The organism is Pseudomonas fluorescens, from assembly GCF_002022275.1.
Lineage (GTDB): Bacteria > Pseudomonadota > Gammaproteobacteria > Pseudomonadales > Pseudomonadaceae > Aquipseudomonas > Aquipseudomonas fluorescens_AJ.
Genome location: NZ_MSDF01000016.1, coordinates 510,764 through 531,072, shown reverse-complemented (window position 1 = coordinate 531,072; position 20,309 = coordinate 510,764). Strand labels below are relative to the sequence as shown.

Sequence of the window (20,309 nt, the reverse complement as noted above, 5' to 3'; positions counted from 1 at the left end):
CGCCTATTTTCAGAAGTGTTCCCGGGGGTTGAACGCGGCCTTTTTGGACAATTCCTGCCACAGGGCGACGGTCTCCTCATCTGCGTGTTTAGGCATCACGGCCTTGAGCAGGATGTACAGGAAGCCGCGCTCCCCGGCCTTATTCAGCAAACCGTGACCCTTGGCACGCATGCGCTGGCCGTTCTGACTGCCGGCGGGCACCTTGAGGTTGATCTTGCCGGTCAACGTCGGCACCGCCACTTCTGCGCCCAGCGCCAGTTCCCACGGCGCCAGCGGCAGGGTGATCACCAGGTTTTCGCCCTCCACTTCAAACTTCGAATGGGTAGCAAACTTGATGATCAGGTACAGATCGCCATTGGCTCCACCGCCAATCCCCGGCGCACCCTGCGCCTTGAGGCGGATGCGTTCACCGTCGGCCACGCCGGCGGGGATCTTCACGTTCAGGCTCTTGGTGGTGTTGCTGACATGCCGGCCCGAGGCGTCGTATTGCGGCACCTGGAAGCTGATCTGCTTGGACTCGGTGGACAGCGTCTCTTCGAGCGCCACGGTCAGCTGCATTTCAACGTCCTGGCCCTTACGCCCGGCAGGACGGCGCTGACCGCCGTCAAAACCGCCGCCGCGCGAGCCGAAGATCGAGCTGAAGAAGTCCGAGAAATCGCCCTGATCATGGCCGCCGCCGCCAAAACCGCCACGGCTCTGCCAGCCCGGTGGCCCCTGGAACGGCTGGCCATGCTGGCCGTATTTGCGCAGTTCGTCGTATTCGGCGCGCTTATCGGCGCTTTTAAGCGCTTCATAGGCTTCGGACGCGTCCTTGAATTTCTCTTCGGCGTCTTTTTCCTTGCTCACATCCGGATGATATTTGCGTGCGAGCTTGCGATAGGCGGCCTTGATTTCCTTGTCATCGGCGCTCGGCTCAACACCCAATATCTTGTAGTAATCTTTGAAATCCATCGGCGGTTCAGCCTCCTAAATCGGGATCGCACAGCCCGGGGCACAACGTGCGCTGCATTGCACTTGTTGAGTGATGTGGCCTGGGGGGTGCGTCAACGTGTTATCGGCGCTTGCCGTATGCAGCAGATGTGGGGGCAAATCCCCAGGTTTCAAGCACGATTTAACGGATGGTCGGCCTACGCATCCGCCCTCGACTGGCATACACTGCGCGGCCGTTTTTCAACCGGAACCTGATTGTCATGGAAAACCCATCCCCAGCCCGTGCCTGCGGTATCGACTTTGGCACGTCCAACTCCACCGTCGGCTGGATTCGTCCCGGCATGGAAACGCTTATCGCGCTGGAGGACGACAAGATCACCTTGCCGTCAGTGGTGTTCTTCAACTTCGAGGAGCGCCGCCCGGTCTACGGTCGCCTGGCGCTGCACGAGTACCTGGAAAACTACGAAGGCCGGTTGATGCGCTCGCTCAAGAGCCTGTTGGGTTCCAAGCTGATCAAGCACGACACCAGCGTGCTCGGCACCGCGATGCCGTTCACCGACCTGCTGGCGCTGTTTATCGGCCAGCTCAAGAGCCGCGCCGAAGCCAACGCCGGCCGTGAATTCGAAGAAGTGGTGCTGGGCCGTCCGGTGTTTTTCGTCGATGACGACCCGATGGCCGACCAGGAAGCGGAAAACACCCTGGTGGATGTGGCGCGCAAGATCGGCTTCAAGGACATCTCGTTCCAGTACGAACCGATTGCGGCGGCCTTCGACTACGAGTCGACCATCCAGAAAGAAGAGCTGGTACTGATCGTCGACATCGGCGGGGGTACGTCTGACTTCTCGCTGGTGCGCCTGAGCCCGGACCGCCGTCACAACGACAACCGCCAAAGCGACATCCTCGCCACCGGCGGTGTGCACATCGGCGGGACCGACTTCGACAAACAGCTCAGCCTGCAAGGCATGATGCCGCTGTTCGGCTACGGCAGCCGCATGAAAAGCGGTGCCTACATGCCCACCAGCCACCACATGAACCTCGCCACCTGGCACACGATCAACTCGGTGTACTCGCAAAAATCCCAGCTGGCCCTGGGCAGCATGCGCTACGACATCGAAGACACCGGCGGCATCGACCGCCTGTTCAAGTTGATTGAACAGCGCGCAGGCCACTGGCTGGCGATGGAAGTGGAAGAAACCAAGATCCAGCTGACCCGCGAAGACAGCCGCCATGTGCTGCTCGACCGGGTGGAACCGGGTTTGAGCGTGGAGCTTAGCCGCGCGCTGTTTGAATCGGCGATCGATGGCCTGCTGGAGCGCGTGCGCGGCAGTGTTACGCAGCTGCTCAACGACGCAACAGTGACGGTCGATCAGGTCGACACGGTGTTCTTTACCGGTGGTTCCAGCGGCATTCCGGCCCTGCGCCACAGCATCTCGGCAATGCTGCCGAATGCGCGGCATGTGGAAGGGAATATCTTTGGCAGTATTGGCAGTGGTCTGGCGATTGAGGCCAGCAAACGGTACGGCTACTGAGTTTTAGCTGAAAGACCGTGGCGCCCCTATCGCGGGCAAGCCCGGCTCCCACACTGGAATGCATTCCAAATGTGGGAGCCGGGCTTGCCCGCGATGGCGTCAGCCCAGGCAACATCAAGCCTTAAACCATCCCGCCGAGCTTCAGCTCACTCTTGAGATACGCATAGTAAATCGGCCCCGCCACCACGCCCGGCAGGCCGAATGCGGCTTCAAACACCAGCATCGCTAACAACAATTCCCACGACTTGGCACTGATCTGCCCGCCCACAATCCGCGCGTTGAGGAAGTACTCGACCTTGTGGATCACGATCAAATACCCCAGCGCCGCCACGGCTACCCAGATCGACAGCGACAGCGCGACGATGGTGATCAGCGTGTTGGACATGAGGTTGCCGATCACCGGCAACAGGCCGAGCAGGAAGGTCAGCACGATCAGGGTTTTGGTCAGCGGCAGGTGAATCCCGCACAGCGGCAGCACCACAGCCAGGAAGATCGCGGTAAAGGCGGTGTTGAGCGCAGCGATTTTGATCTGGGCAAAGACGATGTTGCGAAAGGCCTGGACCAGCAGGTGCAGGCGGTCGAACAAGGCGGCAGCCAGGGGCTTGCGTTTGGTCAGGTCGGGCACGCGCTGCAGGGCGATGATTGCGCCAAGCACCATGCCGATCAGCAAGGTGACGAACATGTGCGCGGCATCCTTGCCCACCAGCTGCAGTTCGCTCAGGTGCTTGCTCAGCCAGTCACCGATGGCCACGCGAAATTCGGCGGCGCTGGCGGGCAGGTAGGCGTCGACGAACGGCGGCAGCTGGCCGCGCGCGCGGTCGACCACGCCCATGAATTTGTCGAGGGAGGCCCCGGGGTTTTCTGCTTCGTGGAGCAGGAAGCTGATAGCGCCGGCAAAAATCAGGGTCAGCACGCTGACGATCAGGGTGCCGAGCAAAGCCACCGCCAGCCAACGCGCGCGCCGACCTTCGATGAGGCGCTGCAGTTGCGGGGTGAGCATATTGACCAGTTCATAGACCAACAAGCCGGCCAGCAGGCTGGGCAGCAGCTTGAGCGGCAGGACCAGCAGTAATCCACCGAAAATGATGATGCAACTGACCAGCAACAACACGTGACGCTGCGAAAACGTTGGCATACAGCCTCAAAACGAACGGCGTTAAAGGATGGGCAGTCTGCCAGCCTTGGAGGAATCAAGCGAGGGGTCTCAATGGGGAACACCGTCAGTGTGGGAGCTGGCTTGTGTGGGAGCTGGCTTGCCTGCGATGGCATCACCTCGATTCAGAGCAAGACCGAGGTGCCTGCATCGCGGGCAAGCCCGGCTCCCACAAAAGCCCGCTCCCACAGGGGGATTCGCGTATTTAGCTACCTTTGAGGCAAGTGCTCATAAAGGTTTTACGCGCATCGCCGGTCAGCGCCTTGGTTTTCGCCGACGCATTGCAGTCTTTCATCTTCTGCTGCTGCGGGGTCAGGGTCTTGGCGTCGTTGGCCGCGGGTGCCGACAGGCAGGTTTTCATAAAGGCTTTGCGATCGTCGCCTTTGAGCGTCTTGGTGGTGGCTTCAGCGTTGCAGGTGGTCATCTTGTTTTGCTGCGCCGTGGCGGCAAACCCTTGGGAACACAGCAGCAGGCCCATCATCAACAGCGGAATACGCAGCATCTTCATGGAGTTTTCTCCCTGTTACCGTACCGAAGGGGCACGGCCTACACGCCAGTGTAGTCAAAGCCTGTTACATCTCTACCGACTGCGAATATTCGACCGACGGTACTGCTCCGGGGTACAGCCGGCGTGGCGCTGGAACATCGCGATGAAGGCCGACGCGGTGCTGTAACCGAGGTCGAAGGCCACGTGCTGCACGCTGCGCTCGCTGTCCAGCGCCTCGATGGCGGCCAGATAACGCAGGCGCTGACGCCACTCGCCGAAGCTCATGCCGACTTCCCGCACAAACTGGCGGGCCAGGGTTCTTTCGCTGACGTGCACTTGCTCCGCCCACTGCGCCAGGGGCCGATTATCGCCGGGGTCGGCCTGCATGCCTTCGAGCACGCCCAGCAGCCCGGAGTGACGGGCGTAGGGCAGGAAGCAATCGTGAATCGGCGCCTGTTTGAGCTGGTCCACCAGCGCATGCGCCAGACGGACATCCGCCTCGGTTTGCGGGATATTGACGTCTCGCCGGGCAAAGTCACTGAGGATAGCCTTGAGAATCTCGCTGATCGCCAGGGTGCACGGCGCCTGCGGCAAGTGCTCGCAGAGTTCCGGGGCCAGGCCCACCGAGCGGTAGACAATGGCCTGCGCGTTGTATGAGCTGTGCTCGGTATAGGGCGGAATCCATACCGCGTACTGCGGCGGCGACATGAAGCGGTTGCCGGCCACTTCCATGCGCATCACGCCGCTGGCCGAATAGTCCAGCGAGCCCCAGAAGTGCTGATGCGGCGTGCACTCGGTATCAGGGGCCAAATCGGAGTAGCGGAAGTACACAGGGCTCGGCAGGGCGGGGAAATCCGCGAGGCGTATGGTGTGTCGGGGCATATTGTCTGCATACAGAGGTCGTTTGTCTGGATCGCAGTATAGGCTTCGATCCAGACAAGCGATAATCCCGGCTCAACACCCTATCTGGTTTCCTTCGATGCAATACGTGTATCCCCTGCTCGCCATTTTTATCTGGGCCGGCAACACCGTGGTCAACAAGCTTGCCGTGGGCTCGATCTTTCCCGCTGAAATCGGCTTTTACCGCTGGCTGCTGGCGGCGCTGCTGTTCACGCCGTTCATGCTCAAACCGGTGATCGCCAATTGGGCACTGATCCGCCCGAACCTGGGCAAGATCTTCATTCTTGGCGTGCTGGGCATGGCGGTTTATCAAAGCCTGGCCTACTACGCCGCGACGGTCACCACCGCGACCAACATGGGCATCATCCTGTCGCTGATGCCGTTGATGGCACTGACGGCGGCCATCATCAGCCTCGGGCAGCGCCTGACCTTCGGCGCGCTGACCGGCGCAGTGCTGTCCTTCGCTGGCGTGGTGGTGGTGGTGTCGGCCGGCAGCCTCGGGGCGTTGCTGCAACACGGGGTCAACCTGGGCGACGGCATGATGTTGGTCGCCACCCTCGCCTACGCGGTCTACAGCACCCTGCTGAAGAAATGGCAACTGCGCTTGCCGCCGTTGGTGCTGCTGTATCTGCAGATACTGGTGGCGGTGGTGGTGCTGTTTCCGCTGTACCTGTTTTCGGCGAAGGCCGGCCTGGGCTGGGCGAATGTCCCGCTGATTCTGTATGCGTGCTTGCTGGCCTCGATGCTGGCGCCGTTGGCGTGGATGCATTCGATCAAAACCTTGGGGCCGAGCCGTACCACGCTGTTTTTCAATCTGCTGCCACTGATCACCGCGCTGATTGCAGCGTTGGTACTGAAGGAAGAGTTGGCGATGTATCACCTGGTCGGTGGGTTGCTGACATTAGGTGGGGTGATTTTGTCGGAGCGCTGGACGACGCCGTTTCGCCGTGAGCTCGGTGTTGCCTGATAAATCGCTATCGCAGGCAAGCCAGCTCCCACAGTTGACCGAGTTCATCCTTTGGAATGCAGTCGAATGTGGGAGCTGGCTTGCCTGCGATGAACGATAACGCGGTCCCGGGCTAAACCCCCGCCGCCTTCAACCGCTGCGCATGCTCCACAAACAACCGAATCGGCTCCGCCCCCTTGCCCACCAACCCCATCGACTGGTTGACGATATCGAAGTGATCCAGGGCGTAGTCGTCGCCAATCACCAGGCCCAGGTGTGAGCTGTACCGCCCGACCATGCCGTCGCACTGCCCCTTCTCCCGCACAAAACTGCGGGCGAACAGCCGACAACTGCGATTCGTACCATCGAACAAGTTGCGCCCACGGTCCGTCTTGCCCGGCTGCAACGTGCCGGACCACGAGTAGTAGCGCACGCCATTGACCTCCTCGGCACCCTGCCCGCCCCATGCCTGCGGCAAACCCTGGGGGTAGTCGCGATTGAACAGCGCTACTCCCGCGCTGGTCAGCGAATGGTGCGACGCCTGCAAATCGGCCTTGAAGCGTGGCCCGCGATAGCCGGTTTCCAACAGGCCCATCATCCACGCGACCGCGTGAAACACCGCACTCATGATCCGGCCTTTTACGCTGTCCGCCGGGTAATGCGCGTGAATATGGTCCGCCAGTTCCGAGCCATGGTTGGGCCCGGCCACCGAGGTCACCGACGCCACCCAGTCCGGGCGCTTGGCCGCCGCATACCGCGCGGTCAGCGAGCCCTGGCTGTGGCCGATCAAATTGACCTTGGCGGCGCCTGTCTCGCGGCGAATGCGCTCGATCTGCACCAGCAATTGCTCGCCGCGCACTTCGTTGGCGTCAAGCGGCGCCACCTGCACGGGAAACACCTGCGCCCCACCCGCCCGCAACGCCGGGACGATGCCGTACCAATACGGGAACAGGCCCAGGCGCACAAACCCCAGCATGCCGGGTACCAGCACCAGGGGATAACGCGTGGCAAGGGGTTGCGGCATGGGCGCGGCTCTGATCAGCAAAGCAATGGGTCCATCCTAGACCAGCCTTTCATAAATCGACATGACCGCCCCATGACAGACTCATGACACGTTAAAACCGCCGCGCAACGTCATGCAGTTGGCGTTCAGCTTCTTCGCAGGAGCGCTGGAACACGCTTTTGTCCGACTCTTCACCTTCGGCGGCGATCACACTCACGTCGTCGATGCCGATGTAACCCAACACCGTGCGCAAGTGCGGGTCGGCATGGTTCATCCATTCAAACTCCCCGCCCGGACCAAAGCCACTGCCGCCCCGACTGGTGATGATCAGCGCCTTTTTACCCTTCAACAACGCCTGATACTGCGCAATGCCGTTGCTGTCCTGGGTGATGTCAAAGGTGAGGCCCATGCGCACGATCTGGTCGATCCAGGCCTTGAGGCCACTGGGGACGCCGAAGTTGTAGAGCGGCATGGAGATCACCAGCAGCTCGTGCTCGATCAGTTCGCCCACCAACTCATCGCTCAATTGCAGGTCGGCCTTCATCACCTTCGGCAAGGATTGCGGTTCGGGGTAGAAATTCGCCGCCACGAAGGCTTCGGTGACGTGGGGGATAAACGCCCGGCCGACTTCGCGACGGGTGATCTGCGCCTGCGGATTGGCATCCTGCCAGGCGTCGAGAAACGACTCGGCCAAATGCCGGGAGTGAGAGCGTTCGCCACGCGGACTTGCGTGGATCACTAGCATTTTTTTCATCTGTATACCCTTCGCGAGTTAGACTCCGGCAACCGTGGCGGCCGCCGTTCTTGCTCACAAATCTAGAGCCGAGGGTGCCGACCGACAAATGAGCAATAGTTGATCTGGATGAATCCATTTCATCCATGGAGCCAAAATGTTCGCCTCGCTGCCCCTGACCGCCCTGCGCACGTTTGAATCCGCGTCGCGCCTGCTGAGTTTCAAAGCCGCTGCCGAAGAGCTGTCGGTGACGCCCACGGCCGTGTCCCATCAGATCCGCAGCCTGGAAACCTGGCTGGGCATTGCACTGTTTGAGCGGCTGCCGCGCCAGGTTCGCCTGACCGAGGGCGGCGAGCGGCTGTTCCAAAGCCTGCACGGCGCGCTGCTTGATGTGGCGCACAGCCTCGACGCCTTGCGCCCGCAACGCAGCGCCGGGCAACTCACCGTGTCCACCACGCCGGCCTTTGCCGCGTTGTGGCTGGTGCCACGGCTGGGGCGTTTTTATGCCGCCCATCCGGATATCAACCTGCGCCTGGACACACGCTGCGCCGTGGTCGACTTGCAGCAGGACGCCAGCGTCGACCTGGTGATTCGCTACAGCCTTGGCGATTACCCGCACTTGTACGGCCTGTGCCTGTTCGATGAATCGTTTGCGGTGTATGGCTCCCCCGAACAGGTCGCACGGGCCGCCTCCCAAGTGCCAACGCTGATCAGCGTGCGCTGGCACAACTCCGATCTGTATGCCCTGGGCTGGCAAACCTGGTGCGAAAAGGCCGGCGAGCCCTGGCTGGCCCACACCTCGCTGCTGCGCGAATACGACGAAGAGCACTACGCACTGCAGGCGGCGATTGCCGGCCAGGGGTTGGTGTTGGCGAGCAACATCCTCGTCTCGGAAAGCGTTGCCAGCGGTTTGTTGGTGCCTTACCGGCCGCAAGTGCGCGTGGACGGCGCCGGTTACAGCGCGCTGTGCGTGCCCGGCCGCGAACGGCATGCGCCGGTACGGGCGTTTTTCCAATGGGTACAGGAAGAAGCGCAGCTGTCCGGCCATGCACTTTGAAATCCGATAAAACTTTTCGCCTCGCGCAACACTCACAACTTGGAGCGATCACGCCAGCAGAGCGTGGCGTAAAACCGGATTAGCACCAGGAGATTGAGATGACTGAAGCACATTTGACTGACGTTGCGACCCTGCGCGAACGCGCCCGCCAGAACGTCGAAAACGGTGCCGTGACCGAAGGCTACGACGCTGACCGCGAAGAGATTATTCGCCTGCTTAACGCCTCGCTGGCCACCGAACTGGTCTGCGTGCTGCGCTACAAGCGTCACTACTTCATGGCCACCGGCGTGAAAGCGCATGTGGCGGCCGAGGAGTTTCTGGAACACGCCACCCAGGAAGCCGAACACGCCGACAAGCTGGCTGAGCGCATCGTGCAGCTGGGCGGCGAGCCGGAGTTCAACCCGGACCTGCTGTCGAAAAACTCCCACGCTCAGTACGTGGCCGGCAATAACTTGAAGGAAATGGTCTACGAAGACCTGGTGGCCGAGCGGATCGCGGTGGACAGCTATCGCGAGATCATTCAGTACATCGGTGACAAGGACCCGACTACTCGCCGCCTGTTCGAAGAAATCCTGGCGCAGGAAGAAGAGCACGCCGATGACATGGCGGATATTCTTGGCAGCTTGTAATTCGCAACACGAAAAAGAGGGGGCTGATTAATCAGCCCCTCTTTTTTTCCAATGTGGGAGCGGGCTTGCCCGCGATAGCTATCTGACAGTCAGCCCCTGTATCGACTGTTACACCGCTATCGCAGCGATGCGGCGACCCGACAAGCCAGCTCCCACATTTTGTACCCGGTTTCGTCAGTTGCCTTTCACTGTTTTTGGCGCCTTGCCTTCCTTCATCTGTTGCAGCAGCGGCGCGCACTGGTTCGGCTCATCGCCGCTCGGTGCGACCAGTGCGAGCAACCCGGCTGCCGGGCCGGCGATAACACCCAGGGCGACCATGCCTGCACCACGCAGCATCAACGGCACGGCCTTCACACCGGCATTCGGCTTGATGAACGGGCCATTGACGTACAACGGTGAGCGCAGGGAGAACAGGCGGAAGCCTTTGGATTCCGGTGTGATCGTCAAATCAAGCTGCTCGCTGGCCATGTTCGCGGTGCCGTCGATGTAGATGATCGCGTTCTCGGTATCGAACACAAACAAACGAGTCGTCGCCAGGCCGGTTTTGATACCGAAGTCTGCCGCTGCGCAGTTGATCTTCACTTCCTTGTCGCCGAACAGGCGGCCCACTACGTAGTTACCCACGTTGAGCCCGGCAATTTCCATCAGGCTGCGGCTGATCGCGCCGTCGTTGATGAGCATTTTCAGGTCACCGTTGGAGGTGCCCAACAGCGCCGCCACCGAGTTGCCGCGCCCGGAAATATCCGCATCGCCGTTGAGTTCACCAAAGCTGGTCTTCATCGGCTCGAACGTCGGGAACAACTGCTTGAGCTTGAAATTGCGCGCGGTGAGTTTGGCGCGGCCTTCCATCGGCGTGGTGCGCCCGTTCAGGCGAATCTGCGCATCCAGCTTGCCGCCGGCCACGCCAAAACGCAGGGGCTCCAGGCTCAGCTCGCCATCGTTGAGCACCACGTGGGTGTAGAGGTCGGTGAACGGCAACTCGGCGCTGTGCACGATGCGCTTGCCGGTGAACTCCACGTCAGCGTCCATATCGCGCCAGCGCTCGGTGCGGAACTCTTCCACCGGCAGCACTTTGGTCGCCGGTTGTTTGCTCTCGCCGCCACGGGCTTTTTGCTTGGCGTTGGAGTCGGCGCCGATCAGGGGCGCAAGGTCAGCCATCAGCAATTGGTTGGAGACCAGCGCGCCCGTAAGCTTGGGCCGTGGCTGACTGGCGACGTAGCCGAGGTCGCCGTGGATATCGCTGTTGCCGATCTTGCCGTTGAAGTTTTCATAGGTGAACGACGCGCCGCTGGCCTCATGCAATTTGGCGATCAGGTGACCGTCGGTGGAGTAAGCCGGGGAATCGGGCAGTGTGACACCGGTCAGCGGGTAGAGATTGCCCAGGCTGCTGCCGGAAAGTTTCAGGCGCAGGTCCAGCGCGCCGAGGTTCAGCGGATCGGTCAGCGTGCCGGCGAGCGCGATGCTGGTGTCGGCGATCTTGACCTGGGCTTGCAGCGGGAACGGCTTGGCCGCGTCCTGCAGGGCCAGCAGGCCACCGATCTTGCCGGTGCCGTCGAGCTTCTGACCGTGGTACTGGCCTTTGACCTTGAGGGCGAACGCGTAGTCCTGAGGTGCCGAACCTTTTTCCAGCGCCTTCTTGGCCTGCGCGTCGCCGACGATTTCACCGAAAGGAATCGGCTTGCCGAGCGGGTCGATGATCACATCGAGTTGGGTTTTGAGCGTTTGGTCGTCGAGGGTCACGTGCCCCTTGTCGAAGCCGATGGCGCCAATGTCCACGACCCAGCTGGAGGGCTCGGCGTTGGGGTCTTTGGGATCGAATTTGAACGTCCAGTTGGCGCGGCCGTCGGCCAGGCGCTGCAAGTCGGCGCTCGGTTCGGTGAGGTCGATGCGCGGGATCACCACGCGCTGCACCAGCAAGGCCAAGGGCGAAATGCGCAATTCGACTTTCTTGAGCGTGACCATTTGCGGCTTTTTCGACCAGTCGGGGTTGCCCAACGTCAGGTCTTCGGCAATCACGTGAGGCCATGGCACCCAGGCGCGCCAGCCGCCTTCATCGGGCTCCCGCGCCCACACCACAGCCAGGTTGCCATTGATGGCAAACGGGCGATGCAGCTCTTCGGAGACCTTGGCATTGAGCGGCGGCTTGATGCGGTTCCAGTCAAAAAACACCAGCACCAACACCACCACGGCGATTAACAGAACGAAGCTGGCGCAGCTCCAGGCAACGATTTTACGAGTGCGCGTCATTGCACATGACTCCTGATTACGACTGAGGGTGCGCGCTGCGGCGCACCTTGTGACTACAGCTTATAAGGCTACGACTGGCAAACAGCCCCGGGGTTTAGCCGGAGAACGAATTAACCGCAAAAAAAGCGATTCTTCCTACAGCCCCAGTCGCCCGAACCATCAACAATGCACCAGTGTTACCCGCGAACGGGTCGAAAATACCCACCTTGGTGCAAAACCGCGGGCTTGAGAGGTCCGTTCTAGAGCCTCTGCCGGGAACAATCAATTCTGTTGATTATTACCATTGTGTTTATGAACTTTCATATCGACTTATCGAGAGTAGCATTAGCCCTGTACCCACTTTATCGCCCTCCCAAGGAGCAACCCTCATGAAACGCCAAGTACTTGCTGTCGCCCTGCTGTCTGTTCTCGCTTCCAGTGCTTTTGCCCTGCCAGCCGCTGAACAAGCTACCCCACAGAACAAAGCTCAAGCCGTTGAATCCAGCCAGACCCTGGCTCGCAGCGGTTCGCAAGAAGACGAAAACCGTGACTACGCCAAAGGCGCCGTTGCTGAAAATGGTTCGGAACACGCCAACAAACGCGCCTACACCGAAGGTGTTGCTGAAGGTGGCCGTGATCGCCTGGAACAGAAAGGTCTGGTAGAAGGCGGCTCTGAACAAGCCAACAAACGCGCTTACACCGAAGGTGTTGCTGAAGGTGGTTCGGACCGTCTGCAAGAACTGCATCAAGCACAGAGCTAACCCCGTGGTGGCCCAGAAAAAAGCCCGATCTGCCGATCGGGCTTTTGCTTTTTTATAAACCGCGTCACGCCTTACGCCTGCCAAGTTCGACGCCGGCAAAGCTGTTTTGCTAGAGTGCGTCGCTGTACTTGCCGACAAAGCCCACCCGCCAATGCTGCCCCGCGCCGAACAGAAGCAACAGACCCGCCTCGCCTTGATGGACGCTGCCCGCCATCTGATGGAGTGTGGCCGTGGGTTTGGCAGCCTGAGCCTGCGCGAAGTGGCCAAAACCGCCGGCATCGTGCCGACCGGGTTCTATCGCCATTTTGATGATATGGACCAGTTGGGCCTGGTCTTGGTGAGTGAAGTCGGCCAGACCTTCCGCGCCACGATTCGCCTGGTGCGCCATAACGAATTCGTGATGGGTGGCATTATTGACGCGTCCGTGCGGATCTTTCTCGATGTGGTCTCGGCCAACCGTTCGCAATTCCTGTTCCTGGCCCGCGAGCAATACGGTGGCTGCCTGGCCGTGCGCCAAGCCATTGGTGCGCTGCGCGAAGACATCACGCGAGACCTCGCCGCCGACCTGACGTTTATGCCCAAGCTCCAGCATTTGGACGCTGATGGTTTGCATGTAATGGCCGACCTGATCGTCAAGAGCGTGTTCGCCACCCTGCCCGACATCATCGACCCGCCGGCACACGCGTTGCCTGCCCACCTCACGCCCCAAGCGAAAATCACCCAGCAACTGCGCTTTATCTTTATCGGCCTCAAGCACTGGCAAGGGCTGGGCAGTACCGAGTAAGCCTGTCAGCCCGCCGTGTGAAAGCGCTTGGCGGTGGTGTAGTTCTTCTTCCAGTAGGTGTTGGTCAGCGAGTCGATTCGCACACGCTTGCCACTGCTGGGCGAATGGATGAACTTGTCCTGGCCTATATAAAGGCCGACGTGGCTGACCCGGCCGCGCCCATTACCCGAAAAGAACACCGCATCGCCCGGCTTGAGCGCGCTGCGCTCGATGGTCGCCGCCGTTGAGCGGTGCATGTCGGTGGTGGTGCGGGGCAGTTGGATATTGGCCTCGGTCTTGAACAGATAGACCAGGAAACTGCTGCAATCGAAGCCACGCTGCGCCGAATCCCCGCCCGCGTTATAAGGCGTGCCGAGCAGCTCATGGGCGCGATCGATCACATTGCTGATGGAGGTGGGGCGATGCTGAAGGTTGGCCGACGCCGATGGCAGGGCACAGGCCAGACTGACGATAAGTACATACAAAAATGATTTGAACATGATGAACGTCGCGGTGGATTAAACACGGCGCAAATCCTAATCAAACGGCGCGTAACTTATGGAAGGCCAAATCTCGAAACCCAGTAGGACAAGTCCGAATAAAAATCCGAAAAGAAACAGATGAAAGAAATTTCACCCTGTGAGTAGCGGATCTCAACGCAAAACGCCCACATCCAGTGCTATACATTCAAAACACGCACCAAATTGAATCACTGCCGGACCGCGCTGACGCCCTATTCGGTGGCATGACCGCGCCTGCCTACAGGGATTTCCCACCCGACTACAGGGTTGGCAAGCCCCTTGCTCTGGCTCTCTTATCGCTCATAGCTGGAAGCCTTCTGATGCTGGTGATCCACCGCCGAATCGCCCCCCAAGCCCTCTGGGCCGCCGAGTTGCTGCTGAACTTCGAAGCGCGCAGCAAGAGCCGTCTGCGCTGTTTCAGTGCCGACGGTGAAGACGTCGGCCTGTTTCTGGAGCGCGGCCAGCCGCCGCTGCACGATGGCGAATGCCTACAAGCCGAAGACGGACGCGTCGTACGCGTGCGTGCCCGCCCTGAACAGCTGCTGCACGTCACTTGCACCAACGCCTTTGAATTGACCCGCGCCGCCTACCACCTCGGCAACCGCCACGTCGCGCTGCAAGTGGGCGATGGCTGGCTGCGCCTGCTCGATGACTACGTGCTCAAGGCGATGCTCGATCAATTGGGCGCCACCACTGAAACCATCGAAGCCCCGTTCCAGCCGGAACACGGCGCCTACGGCGGCGGCCATCATCATTCGCGCCATGGCGACGAAGACTTTAACTACCCGCCCAAGCTGCACCAGTTCGGCGTACGCCTGTGAACCAGGCCTGGGCGCTGTTGCGCCTGGCCAGTCCGCAATTGCCGATTGGCGGCTACAGCTACTCCCAGGGCCTGGAAATGGCCGTGGAGAATGGTCGCGTCAAGGATGCCGCCAGCGCACGACGCTGGATCAGTGATCAGTTGACGCTCAACCTCGCCCGCTTCGAAGCGCCGCTGCTGCTCGCCCACTGCCGCGCCGCGGCGGATGAAGATTGGCCGCAGCTGAGCACGCTGTGTGAAGAACACCGCGCCAGCCGCGAGACCCGCGAGCTGTACCAGGAAAGCCGGCAGATGGGCTATTCCCTGCAGCAACTACTCAACGGCTTGCCCGAACTGGACGACGCCGCGCGCAGTTTGCTTGAACAGCTAGCAGAACCTCATCTCGCCCTGGGTTGGGCCCTGGCAGCCCGCGCCTGGCATATCAGCCCCGATGACGCCCTCGCCGCCTGGCTATGGAGTTGGCTGGAAAACCAATTGGCCGTGCTGATGAAAACCCTGCCCCTGGGCCAGCAAGCCGCGCAACGCCTGACCAGTGAACTGCTGCCGCTGCTGCAACAAGCCCAGCAGGACGCCTCCCGCATCGACCTCAATCACCTGGGCAGCGCCGCGTTCGGCCTGTCCCTGGCGTGCATGGCCCACGAGCGCCAGTACAGCCGCCTGTTCCGTTCCTAGGAGAAGCACATATGAACACACAACCCCTGCGTGTCGGCATCGGCGGCCCGGTAGGTTCCGGCAAGACGGCCCTGACCCTGGCCCTGTGCCTGGCCCTGCGCGATCGCTACAACCTGGCGGTGGTCACCAACGACATCTACACCCGCGAAGATGCCGACTTCCTGGTGCGCAACCAGGCGCTGGCGCCGGAGCGCATCATCGGCGTGGAAACCGGCGGCTGCCCGCACACGGCAATTCGCGAAGACGCTTCGATCAACCTGGAAGCCGTGGACCAACTCAACCGCCGCTTCCCCGGCCTGGACCTGATTCTGGTGGAGTCCGGCGGCGACAACCTGTCCGCGACCTTCAGCCCCGAGCTATCGGACCTGACCATCTACGTGATCGATGTATCGGCGGGCGACAAGCTGCCGCGCAAAGGCGGGCCCGGTATTTGCAAATCCGACCTGCTGGTGATCAACAAGATCGACCTTGCCCCCCTGGTCGGCGCGTCACTTGAGTTGATGAACAGCGACACCACGCGCATGCGTAACGGCAAACCCTTTGTGTTCAGCAACCAGAAAACCGGCGTCGGCCTGGAAGAAATCGTCGCCTTTATCGAACGTCAGGGCTTGCTGACTGCAGCCTGACCCTACCCTGAAAGGAGCCTGTTCATGGGTCTCAACAAACTTCTCGCAACCGCCGCCCTGCTGCTGGCCCCCGCCATCGCTTTTGCTCACCCCGGGCATGGCGATAATGGTCTGGTGGCCGGTATCAGCCATCCTTTGGGCGGCATTGATCACTTATTGGCCATGGTCGCTGTCGGCTTGTGGGCGGCGCAGCAAAAAGGTAATGCGCGCTGGGCCCTGCCGTGTGCGTTTGTCGGCACCATGTTGATTGGCGGCCTGCTCGGTTTTGAAGGGCTGGAATTGCCGGCGCTGGAAGGCGGGATTGCTGCTTCGGTGCTGGCGCTCGGTTTGGCGGTGGCACTGGCGGTGCGGCCGCCGTTGTTTGTGGCTGTGGGTGCTACGGCGTTGTTTGCACTGTTTCATGGTGTGGCGCATGGCCTGGAGCTGCCGGACATGTCCAGCCCGTGGGCGTATGCCGCCGGGTTTGTGGGGGCGACTGCCGTCCTGCACGCGGCGGGTTATGCCGTCGTGCGCTTCCTGCCGGCTGCGGCGGCGCCGTTGGTGCGCGTGGCCGGGGCGGCTTCGGCGGCGACTGGGGTTTGGTTGTTGGCGGGCTGATTTTCAGCGCCTTCAAGGCCCCCATCGCAGGCAAGCCAGCTCCCACATTGGATTGGGTTCGCCATTCCAAATGTGGGAGCGGGCTTGCCCGCGATGGCGGTCTCACAGACACCACAGAACTCAAGCCTGCTACCATGCGCGCCTACACCCCTGCCGTGACGACGCCAGCCAATGCCCAGCGCTTCCCAACCCTCCTTGAACACTCTACTCACCCACTTCCACAGCCTGATCGTGCCACTCTGGCAGGGCCCGGGCTGGAATGCCGAGCTGGCATTGCCCTATGAAGCCCTGGACGCCGATCACCGGCCATTGCCCCCGCAACGCTACCGCGCCATGGCCTGTGCCCGTCAGCTGTACCTGTTCGCCAGCCTGATCGGCGAGCCGGGCGCCGAGTGTGCTGAGAACCGCGCGGCGGCGCTGTTCCGCTCGCTGCAACGGCATTTCCACGACGCCGAACACGGCGGCTGGTTCTACAGCATCGACGCCGCCGGCAAGCCGCTGGACAAGCGCAAAGACCTCTACACCCACGCCTTCATCATCTTCGCCTGCGCTCATTACTGGGCCAAAGTGCGTGAGCCCCTGGTGGAATCGGTGCTCAATGCCGCGCTGGATGTGGTCGCCAAACGCTTTGCCACAGGCGACGGCCTGTACGACGCGGTGCTGGAGCGCAACTGGTCTTCGCTCAATTCCGGGCCGCTGCAAAACCCGTTGATGCACCTGGCCGAAGGTTTCCTGGCCACCCTGGCCGTGCGTGAAGACGCCATCACCCGCGACGCGCTGCTGGATTTGGCCACGTCCATGCAAAAGCGCTTCATCGACCGCCAGACCGGCGTGATGATGGAAAAACCGCTGGGCGCTGTGGATAACTGGTTTGAGCCCGGGCACCAGTTCGAATGGTTCTTTTTGCTGGAATCGTCGGATGTGCTGCGGGGCACGCCTTTGCACGCTTCATTGACCCGCGCGTTTGCCTACGCCGAGCTCAAGGGTGTGGATAACGTGAGTGGCGCGGTCAGCGGCATGCTCGCTCTGGATGGCAGCGTGCGCGACGCCACGCAACGGATCTGGGCCCAGGCGGAATACCTGCGGGCACTGACCTTGCGGCCTGGCAGTGAAGCGGTGCTGGAACGCCAATTGCTGGCGCTGCAGCAGCACTTTTTACATGAGAAGGGTTGGAATGAATGCCTGGATGCCCGGGGAGAGGTGAGTCGGAGGGATATGCCGTCGACCACGCCTTATCATTTGGCGACCTGCTATCAGGGCCTTATCCGGCATCTGGGCTGACCTTCAGGGCCTCATCGCAGGCAAGCCAGCTCCCACATTTGATCGGGTTCACACGGTCAAAATGTGGGAGCTGGCTTGCCTGCGATGGCCTCACCTCGGTCTAACTGACGGTCACGCAACCCACTTGCGATCCCCGGTAAAACTGATCGTCAACCACCGCGCCGCATCCGCTTTGCCGAGCCCTGTGGATATCTCCTCACGCAGCCCGTCCAGCGTCGCGACGTTATCCACCGGGTAATCCGCCGGCAACACCACATGAATCTCGATAAACCGTGCCCGGCCGTGCTTTTGCACGTAGGACACGTAGCCGTCGAAACCATGTTTGGCCTGCGCCGCGTCCATCACCTCACGCACCTTGTCGTCCAACTGGTCCGGGGCAATCCCGAGCACCTCGCGCAACGCCGGGCGCAGGATCTTGAACGCCGGCGCCAGCATGCTCAGGGCCAACAGGATCAGGATCAATGGGTCCACATATACCGCCCACTCACCATAGCCCTGGGACTTGAGCAGCAAGGCCGCAAGAAAGCTGATCAGCAAGCCCACCGAGAGCATCGCGTCCACCAGCCAGCTGATGTTGTCGAACTGGATCAATGAAGATTTAAGCTGGCGATTGCGGTAGCGCACGTAGAAGAAGTAGGCGAATTCGACGACGGTAAACACCGCCGCATAGACGATCACCAACCCCAACTCGATCTCGCGCCCGCCGTTGATAATGCCGAACACGCCGTTGAGGAACGCGTAGATCGCGATCAACAACAGGAAGCTGCCTTCGATCAACAGCACCATGGGTTCCAGGTGCCAATAACCGAACTGGAAGCGCTCGTTGCTTTGCTTGGCGATCAGCTTGGCCGTGATCAGCATCAACACCTTGATGGCGGTGGCGATCAGCGAGAAAAAGCCGTCGAAGAGAATGGATTGGGCGCCGGATATCACACCCGTGACAATCCCGGCGATCGCGACCGCGAACATCAGGATGGTCGATTGTTTGAGCAGTGCCTGCTCACCTCGGTTACTCACATTTCCTCCCGTCAAAACCTTAAATCCGCACAGCGCGGAGGGGTTTTCAGGAGGGGAGTGTACCTTATGGCCTGTTTTGGCCGATCTGGCGCCTTCGCGAGCAAGCCCGCTCCCACATTTTGACCGTGTGAACCCAATCAAATGTGGGAGCTGGCTTGCCTGCGATGGCAGCAACCCGGTTTAAAGCCTTACTTGGCACCACGCTCAATGGCAAACCCAGCCCAGGTCTGGCTCACCGGCATCAACTCCAACCGGTTGATATTCACGTGCGCCGGCGTGTTCAGCACCCAGAAGATGGTGTCGGCAATATCCTGCGGTTGAATCGGCTCGGCACCCGCGTAAGTCGCGTCATAGCGCGCCTGATCGCCACCAAAGCGCACCAGCGAGAACTCGCTCTCACACAGCCCTGGCTCGATGTTGGTGACACGCACGCCGGTGCCCTGCAGGTCGCAACGCAGGTTCAGCGAGAACTGCTTCACGAACGCCTTGGAGCCGCCATACACGTGGCTGCCCGGATACGGGTAGCTGCCGGCGATGGAGCCCAGGTTGATGATCCCGGCGCCACGGCCATGGGCGATCAAACGCGGCAGCAGCAGGCTGGTGGTGGTCAGCAGGCCTTTGATGTTGGTGTCGACCATGGTTTCCCAATCGTCGAGGCTGCACTTGGGCGCAGGGTCGGTGCCCACGGCCAGGCCGGCGTTGTTGATCAACCCGCGCAGTTTGGCAAACGACGGCGGCAGGTTGGCGATGGCGTCTTCCATGCCCTTGCGGTCACGCACGTCCACGACCAGGCCGTGGACTTCGGTTTGTTTAGAAAGCTCTTCGACCAAGGCATTCAAGCGGTCGGCACGACGGCCAGTGAGCACCAGTTTCCAGCCGGCGTCGGCAAAACGACGGGCACAGGCTTCGCCGAAACCTGAAGTGGCGCCAGTAATAAACAGCGTGTCGGACATGGAGTTCTCCTTGCGGGCATCGGGGAAAAAGTTGCCAGCAGAATGCCCGTACGCCGCGTCTGCGGCAACCGCTAAGCACACACCTTCATCCAAGGCTGATCAATATTTGACCACCTCGAGCAAAGCCTTATGAAACGTGGCCTGCAGCAACATGCACGCAGGTTATCCACAACTGCGCCCACAGTCTTTGGGGGCAAGTGCAAAATGCCTCAGGCCGCTGTGCACAAGGCCTGCAGACGGTTTTAGAAAGTTTATTGCTTGACCTGGACCGGGCCGTATGTAGGCCCGCGTAAAGAGGGAAAATCCGAACGATGGCTCCAGGCCAGTCATTCCGGCCTCTGCGGCAGTCTTTCCAGAGTTTAGTCACAGACTTATCCACAGGCTGAAGCGACATATTTCAGTCATATACCTGTGTCTTTAAACAGGTTGACAAAACCCCCGGCAGGTCACGAAAAACCGCCTGATCAAAAAACAACCATCGCGCTGCAAGCCCCGTGGTTATTGGCTTTCAGCCAGCTACTCCCACGTTACCCACAGCCGGTTCCACAGCCGATGGGGACAAGTCAAAACTGTGACAAAACAGGGATTTGCGGCGGCTATATGTCGCGCTTTGAGAGGAGGCTGGATTTGTTTTCCACAATTTCCGGAACGGTCTGTGGATAGCACAAAAAAGAATGTGGGAGCCGCTTTATGTGGGAGCTGGCT

The 20,309-nt window shown here is 60.8% G+C and carries 21 protein-coding genes; 11 read left to right on the top strand and 10 right to left on the bottom strand.

The genetic code is table 11. From position 1 onward, the window contains the following. Positions 1-9: 9 nt before the first annotated feature. A complete protein-coding gene (locus BFW87_RS14430) occupies positions 10-951 on the bottom strand; it encodes a DnaJ C-terminal domain-containing protein (protein WP_078740454.1) in 942 nt (313 codons plus the stop codon). A 239-nt stretch (positions 952-1,190) separates the two neighbouring features. Here BFW87_RS14430 and BFW87_RS14425 point away from each other — a divergent pair, with 239 nt between their 5' ends. After that, complete coding sequence (locus BFW87_RS14425) at positions 1,191-2,459, top strand: Hsp70 family protein (RefSeq protein ID WP_078740554.1); 1,269 nt, start codon at positions 1,191-1,193, stop codon at positions 2,457-2,459. Positions 2,460-2,580: 121 nt separating this feature from the next. Here BFW87_RS14425 and BFW87_RS14420 read toward each other — a convergent pair whose 3' ends face one another. From BFW87_RS14420 to BFW87_RS14410, 3 genes are all read right to left on the bottom strand, one after another. Continuing rightward, positions 2,581-3,594: an AI-2E family transporter gene (locus tag BFW87_RS14420; RefSeq protein WP_078740453.1), complete on the bottom strand. Its 1,014-nt coding sequence runs from the start codon at positions 3,592-3,594 to the stop codon at positions 2,581-2,583. Between the two features lie 223 nt (positions 3,595-3,817). Then, positions 3,818-4,120 carry a PsiF family protein gene (locus BFW87_RS14415; protein WP_016972558.1) on the bottom strand — a complete coding sequence of 101 codons (303 nt, stop codon included), beginning with the start codon at positions 4,118-4,120 and terminating at the stop codon, positions 3,818-3,820. 72 nt (positions 4,121-4,192) lie between these two features. Continuing rightward, positions 4,193-4,981 carry an AraC family transcriptional regulator gene (locus BFW87_RS14410; protein ID WP_078740452.1) on the bottom strand — a complete coding sequence of 263 codons (789 nt, stop codon included), beginning with the start codon at positions 4,979-4,981 and terminating at the stop codon, positions 4,193-4,195. Positions 4,982-5,078: 97 nt separating this feature from the next. Here BFW87_RS14410 and BFW87_RS14405 point away from each other — a divergent pair, with 97 nt between their 5' ends. Next, the gene (locus BFW87_RS14405; RefSeq protein WP_078740451.1) at positions 5,079-5,966 is read left to right on the top strand and encodes a DMT family transporter; all 888 of its coding nucleotides are present in this window, start codon (positions 5,079-5,081) and stop codon (positions 5,964-5,966) included. Positions 5,967-6,078: 112 nt separating this feature from the next. On the opposite strand, the gene BFW87_RS14400 is transcribed toward BFW87_RS14405, so the two are convergent. Beyond that, positions 6,079-6,969 carry an esterase/lipase family protein gene (locus BFW87_RS14400; RefSeq protein ID WP_078740450.1) on the bottom strand — a complete coding sequence of 297 codons (891 nt, stop codon included), beginning with the start codon at positions 6,967-6,969 and terminating at the stop codon, positions 6,079-6,081. Positions 6,970-7,060: 91 nt separating this feature from the next. After that, positions 7,061-7,702 (bottom strand): FMN-dependent NADH-azoreductase, encoded by a 642-nt coding sequence (locus tag BFW87_RS14395; RefSeq protein ID WP_078740449.1) that lies wholly within the window; start codon positions 7,700-7,702, stop codon positions 7,061-7,063. Between the two features lie 136 nt (positions 7,703-7,838). On the opposite strand from BFW87_RS14395, the gene BFW87_RS14390 reads away from it, so the two are divergent. Both BFW87_RS14390 and BFW87_RS14385 read left to right on the top strand, forming a co-directional pair. Further along, a complete protein-coding gene (locus BFW87_RS14390; RefSeq protein ID WP_078740448.1) occupies positions 7,839-8,738 on the top strand; it encodes a LysR substrate-binding domain-containing protein in 900 nt (299 codons plus the stop codon). A 98-nt stretch (positions 8,739-8,836) separates the two neighbouring features. After that, positions 8,837-9,367 (top strand): ferritin-like domain-containing protein, encoded by a 531-nt coding sequence (locus BFW87_RS14385; RefSeq protein WP_078740447.1) that lies wholly within the window; start codon positions 8,837-8,839, stop codon positions 9,365-9,367. Positions 9,368-9,541: 174 nt separating this feature from the next. On the opposite strand, the gene BFW87_RS14380 is transcribed toward BFW87_RS14385, so the two are convergent. Next, on the bottom strand, positions 9,542-11,614 hold the full coding sequence (locus BFW87_RS14380; RefSeq protein ID WP_078740446.1) for an AsmA family protein: 2,073 nt from the start codon (positions 11,612-11,614) through the stop codon (positions 9,542-9,544). A 368-nt stretch (positions 11,615-11,982) separates the two neighbouring features. On the opposite strand from BFW87_RS14380, the gene BFW87_RS14375 reads away from it, so the two are divergent. Then, positions 11,983-12,354, top strand: a complete 372-nt coding sequence (locus BFW87_RS14375; protein ID WP_078740445.1) for a hypothetical protein — start codon at positions 11,983-11,985, stop codon at positions 12,352-12,354. Between the two features lie 151 nt (positions 12,355-12,505). After that, positions 12,506-13,138 carry a TetR family transcriptional regulator gene (locus BFW87_RS14370; RefSeq protein WP_078740444.1) on the top strand — a complete coding sequence of 211 codons (633 nt, stop codon included), beginning with the start codon at positions 12,506-12,508 and terminating at the stop codon, positions 13,136-13,138. A 5-nt stretch (positions 13,139-13,143) separates the two neighbouring features. Here the strand turns inward: BFW87_RS14370 and BFW87_RS14365 are convergent, their stop codons facing one another. Further along, on the bottom strand, positions 13,144-13,617 hold the full coding sequence (locus BFW87_RS14365; RefSeq protein ID WP_078740443.1) for a C40 family peptidase: 474 nt from the start codon (positions 13,615-13,617) through the stop codon (positions 13,144-13,146). Between the two features lie 341 nt (positions 13,618-13,958). On the opposite strand from BFW87_RS14365, the gene ureE reads away from it, so the two are divergent. From ureE to BFW87_RS14340, 5 genes are all read left to right on the top strand, one after another. Beyond that, complete coding sequence (ureE, locus tag BFW87_RS14360) at positions 13,959-14,459, top strand: urease accessory protein UreE (protein ID WP_078740442.1); 501 nt, start codon at positions 13,959-13,961, stop codon at positions 14,457-14,459. Further along, positions 14,456-15,130, top strand: a complete 675-nt coding sequence (locus tag BFW87_RS14355; protein WP_078740441.1) for an urease accessory protein UreF — start codon at positions 14,456-14,458, stop codon at positions 15,128-15,130. Before ureE ends, BFW87_RS14355 begins: the two co-directional genes overlap by 4 nt. 11 nt (positions 15,131-15,141) lie before the next feature. Then, a complete protein-coding gene (ureG, locus tag BFW87_RS14350; RefSeq protein ID WP_017737493.1) occupies positions 15,142-15,756 on the top strand; it encodes an urease accessory protein UreG in 615 nt (204 codons plus the stop codon). 24 nt (positions 15,757-15,780) lie between these two features. Further along, positions 15,781-16,353: a HupE/UreJ family protein gene (locus tag BFW87_RS14345; protein ID WP_078740440.1), complete on the top strand. Its 573-nt coding sequence runs from the start codon at positions 15,781-15,783 to the stop codon at positions 16,351-16,353. Between the two features lie 171 nt (positions 16,354-16,524). After that, positions 16,525-17,634: an AGE family epimerase/isomerase gene (locus BFW87_RS14340; RefSeq protein ID WP_078740439.1), complete on the top strand. Its 1,110-nt coding sequence runs from the start codon at positions 16,525-16,527 to the stop codon at positions 17,632-17,634. A 111-nt stretch (positions 17,635-17,745) separates the two neighbouring features. Here BFW87_RS14340 and BFW87_RS14335 read toward each other — a convergent pair whose 3' ends face one another. Next, positions 17,746-18,651: a cation diffusion facilitator family transporter gene (locus BFW87_RS14335; RefSeq protein WP_078740438.1), complete on the bottom strand. Its 906-nt coding sequence runs from the start codon at positions 18,649-18,651 to the stop codon at positions 17,746-17,748. A 188-nt stretch (positions 18,652-18,839) separates the two neighbouring features. Then, a complete protein-coding gene (locus BFW87_RS14330; protein ID WP_064450434.1) occupies positions 18,840-19,604 on the bottom strand; it encodes an SDR family oxidoreductase in 765 nt (254 codons plus the stop codon). Positions 19,605-20,309 lie beyond the last annotated feature (705 nt).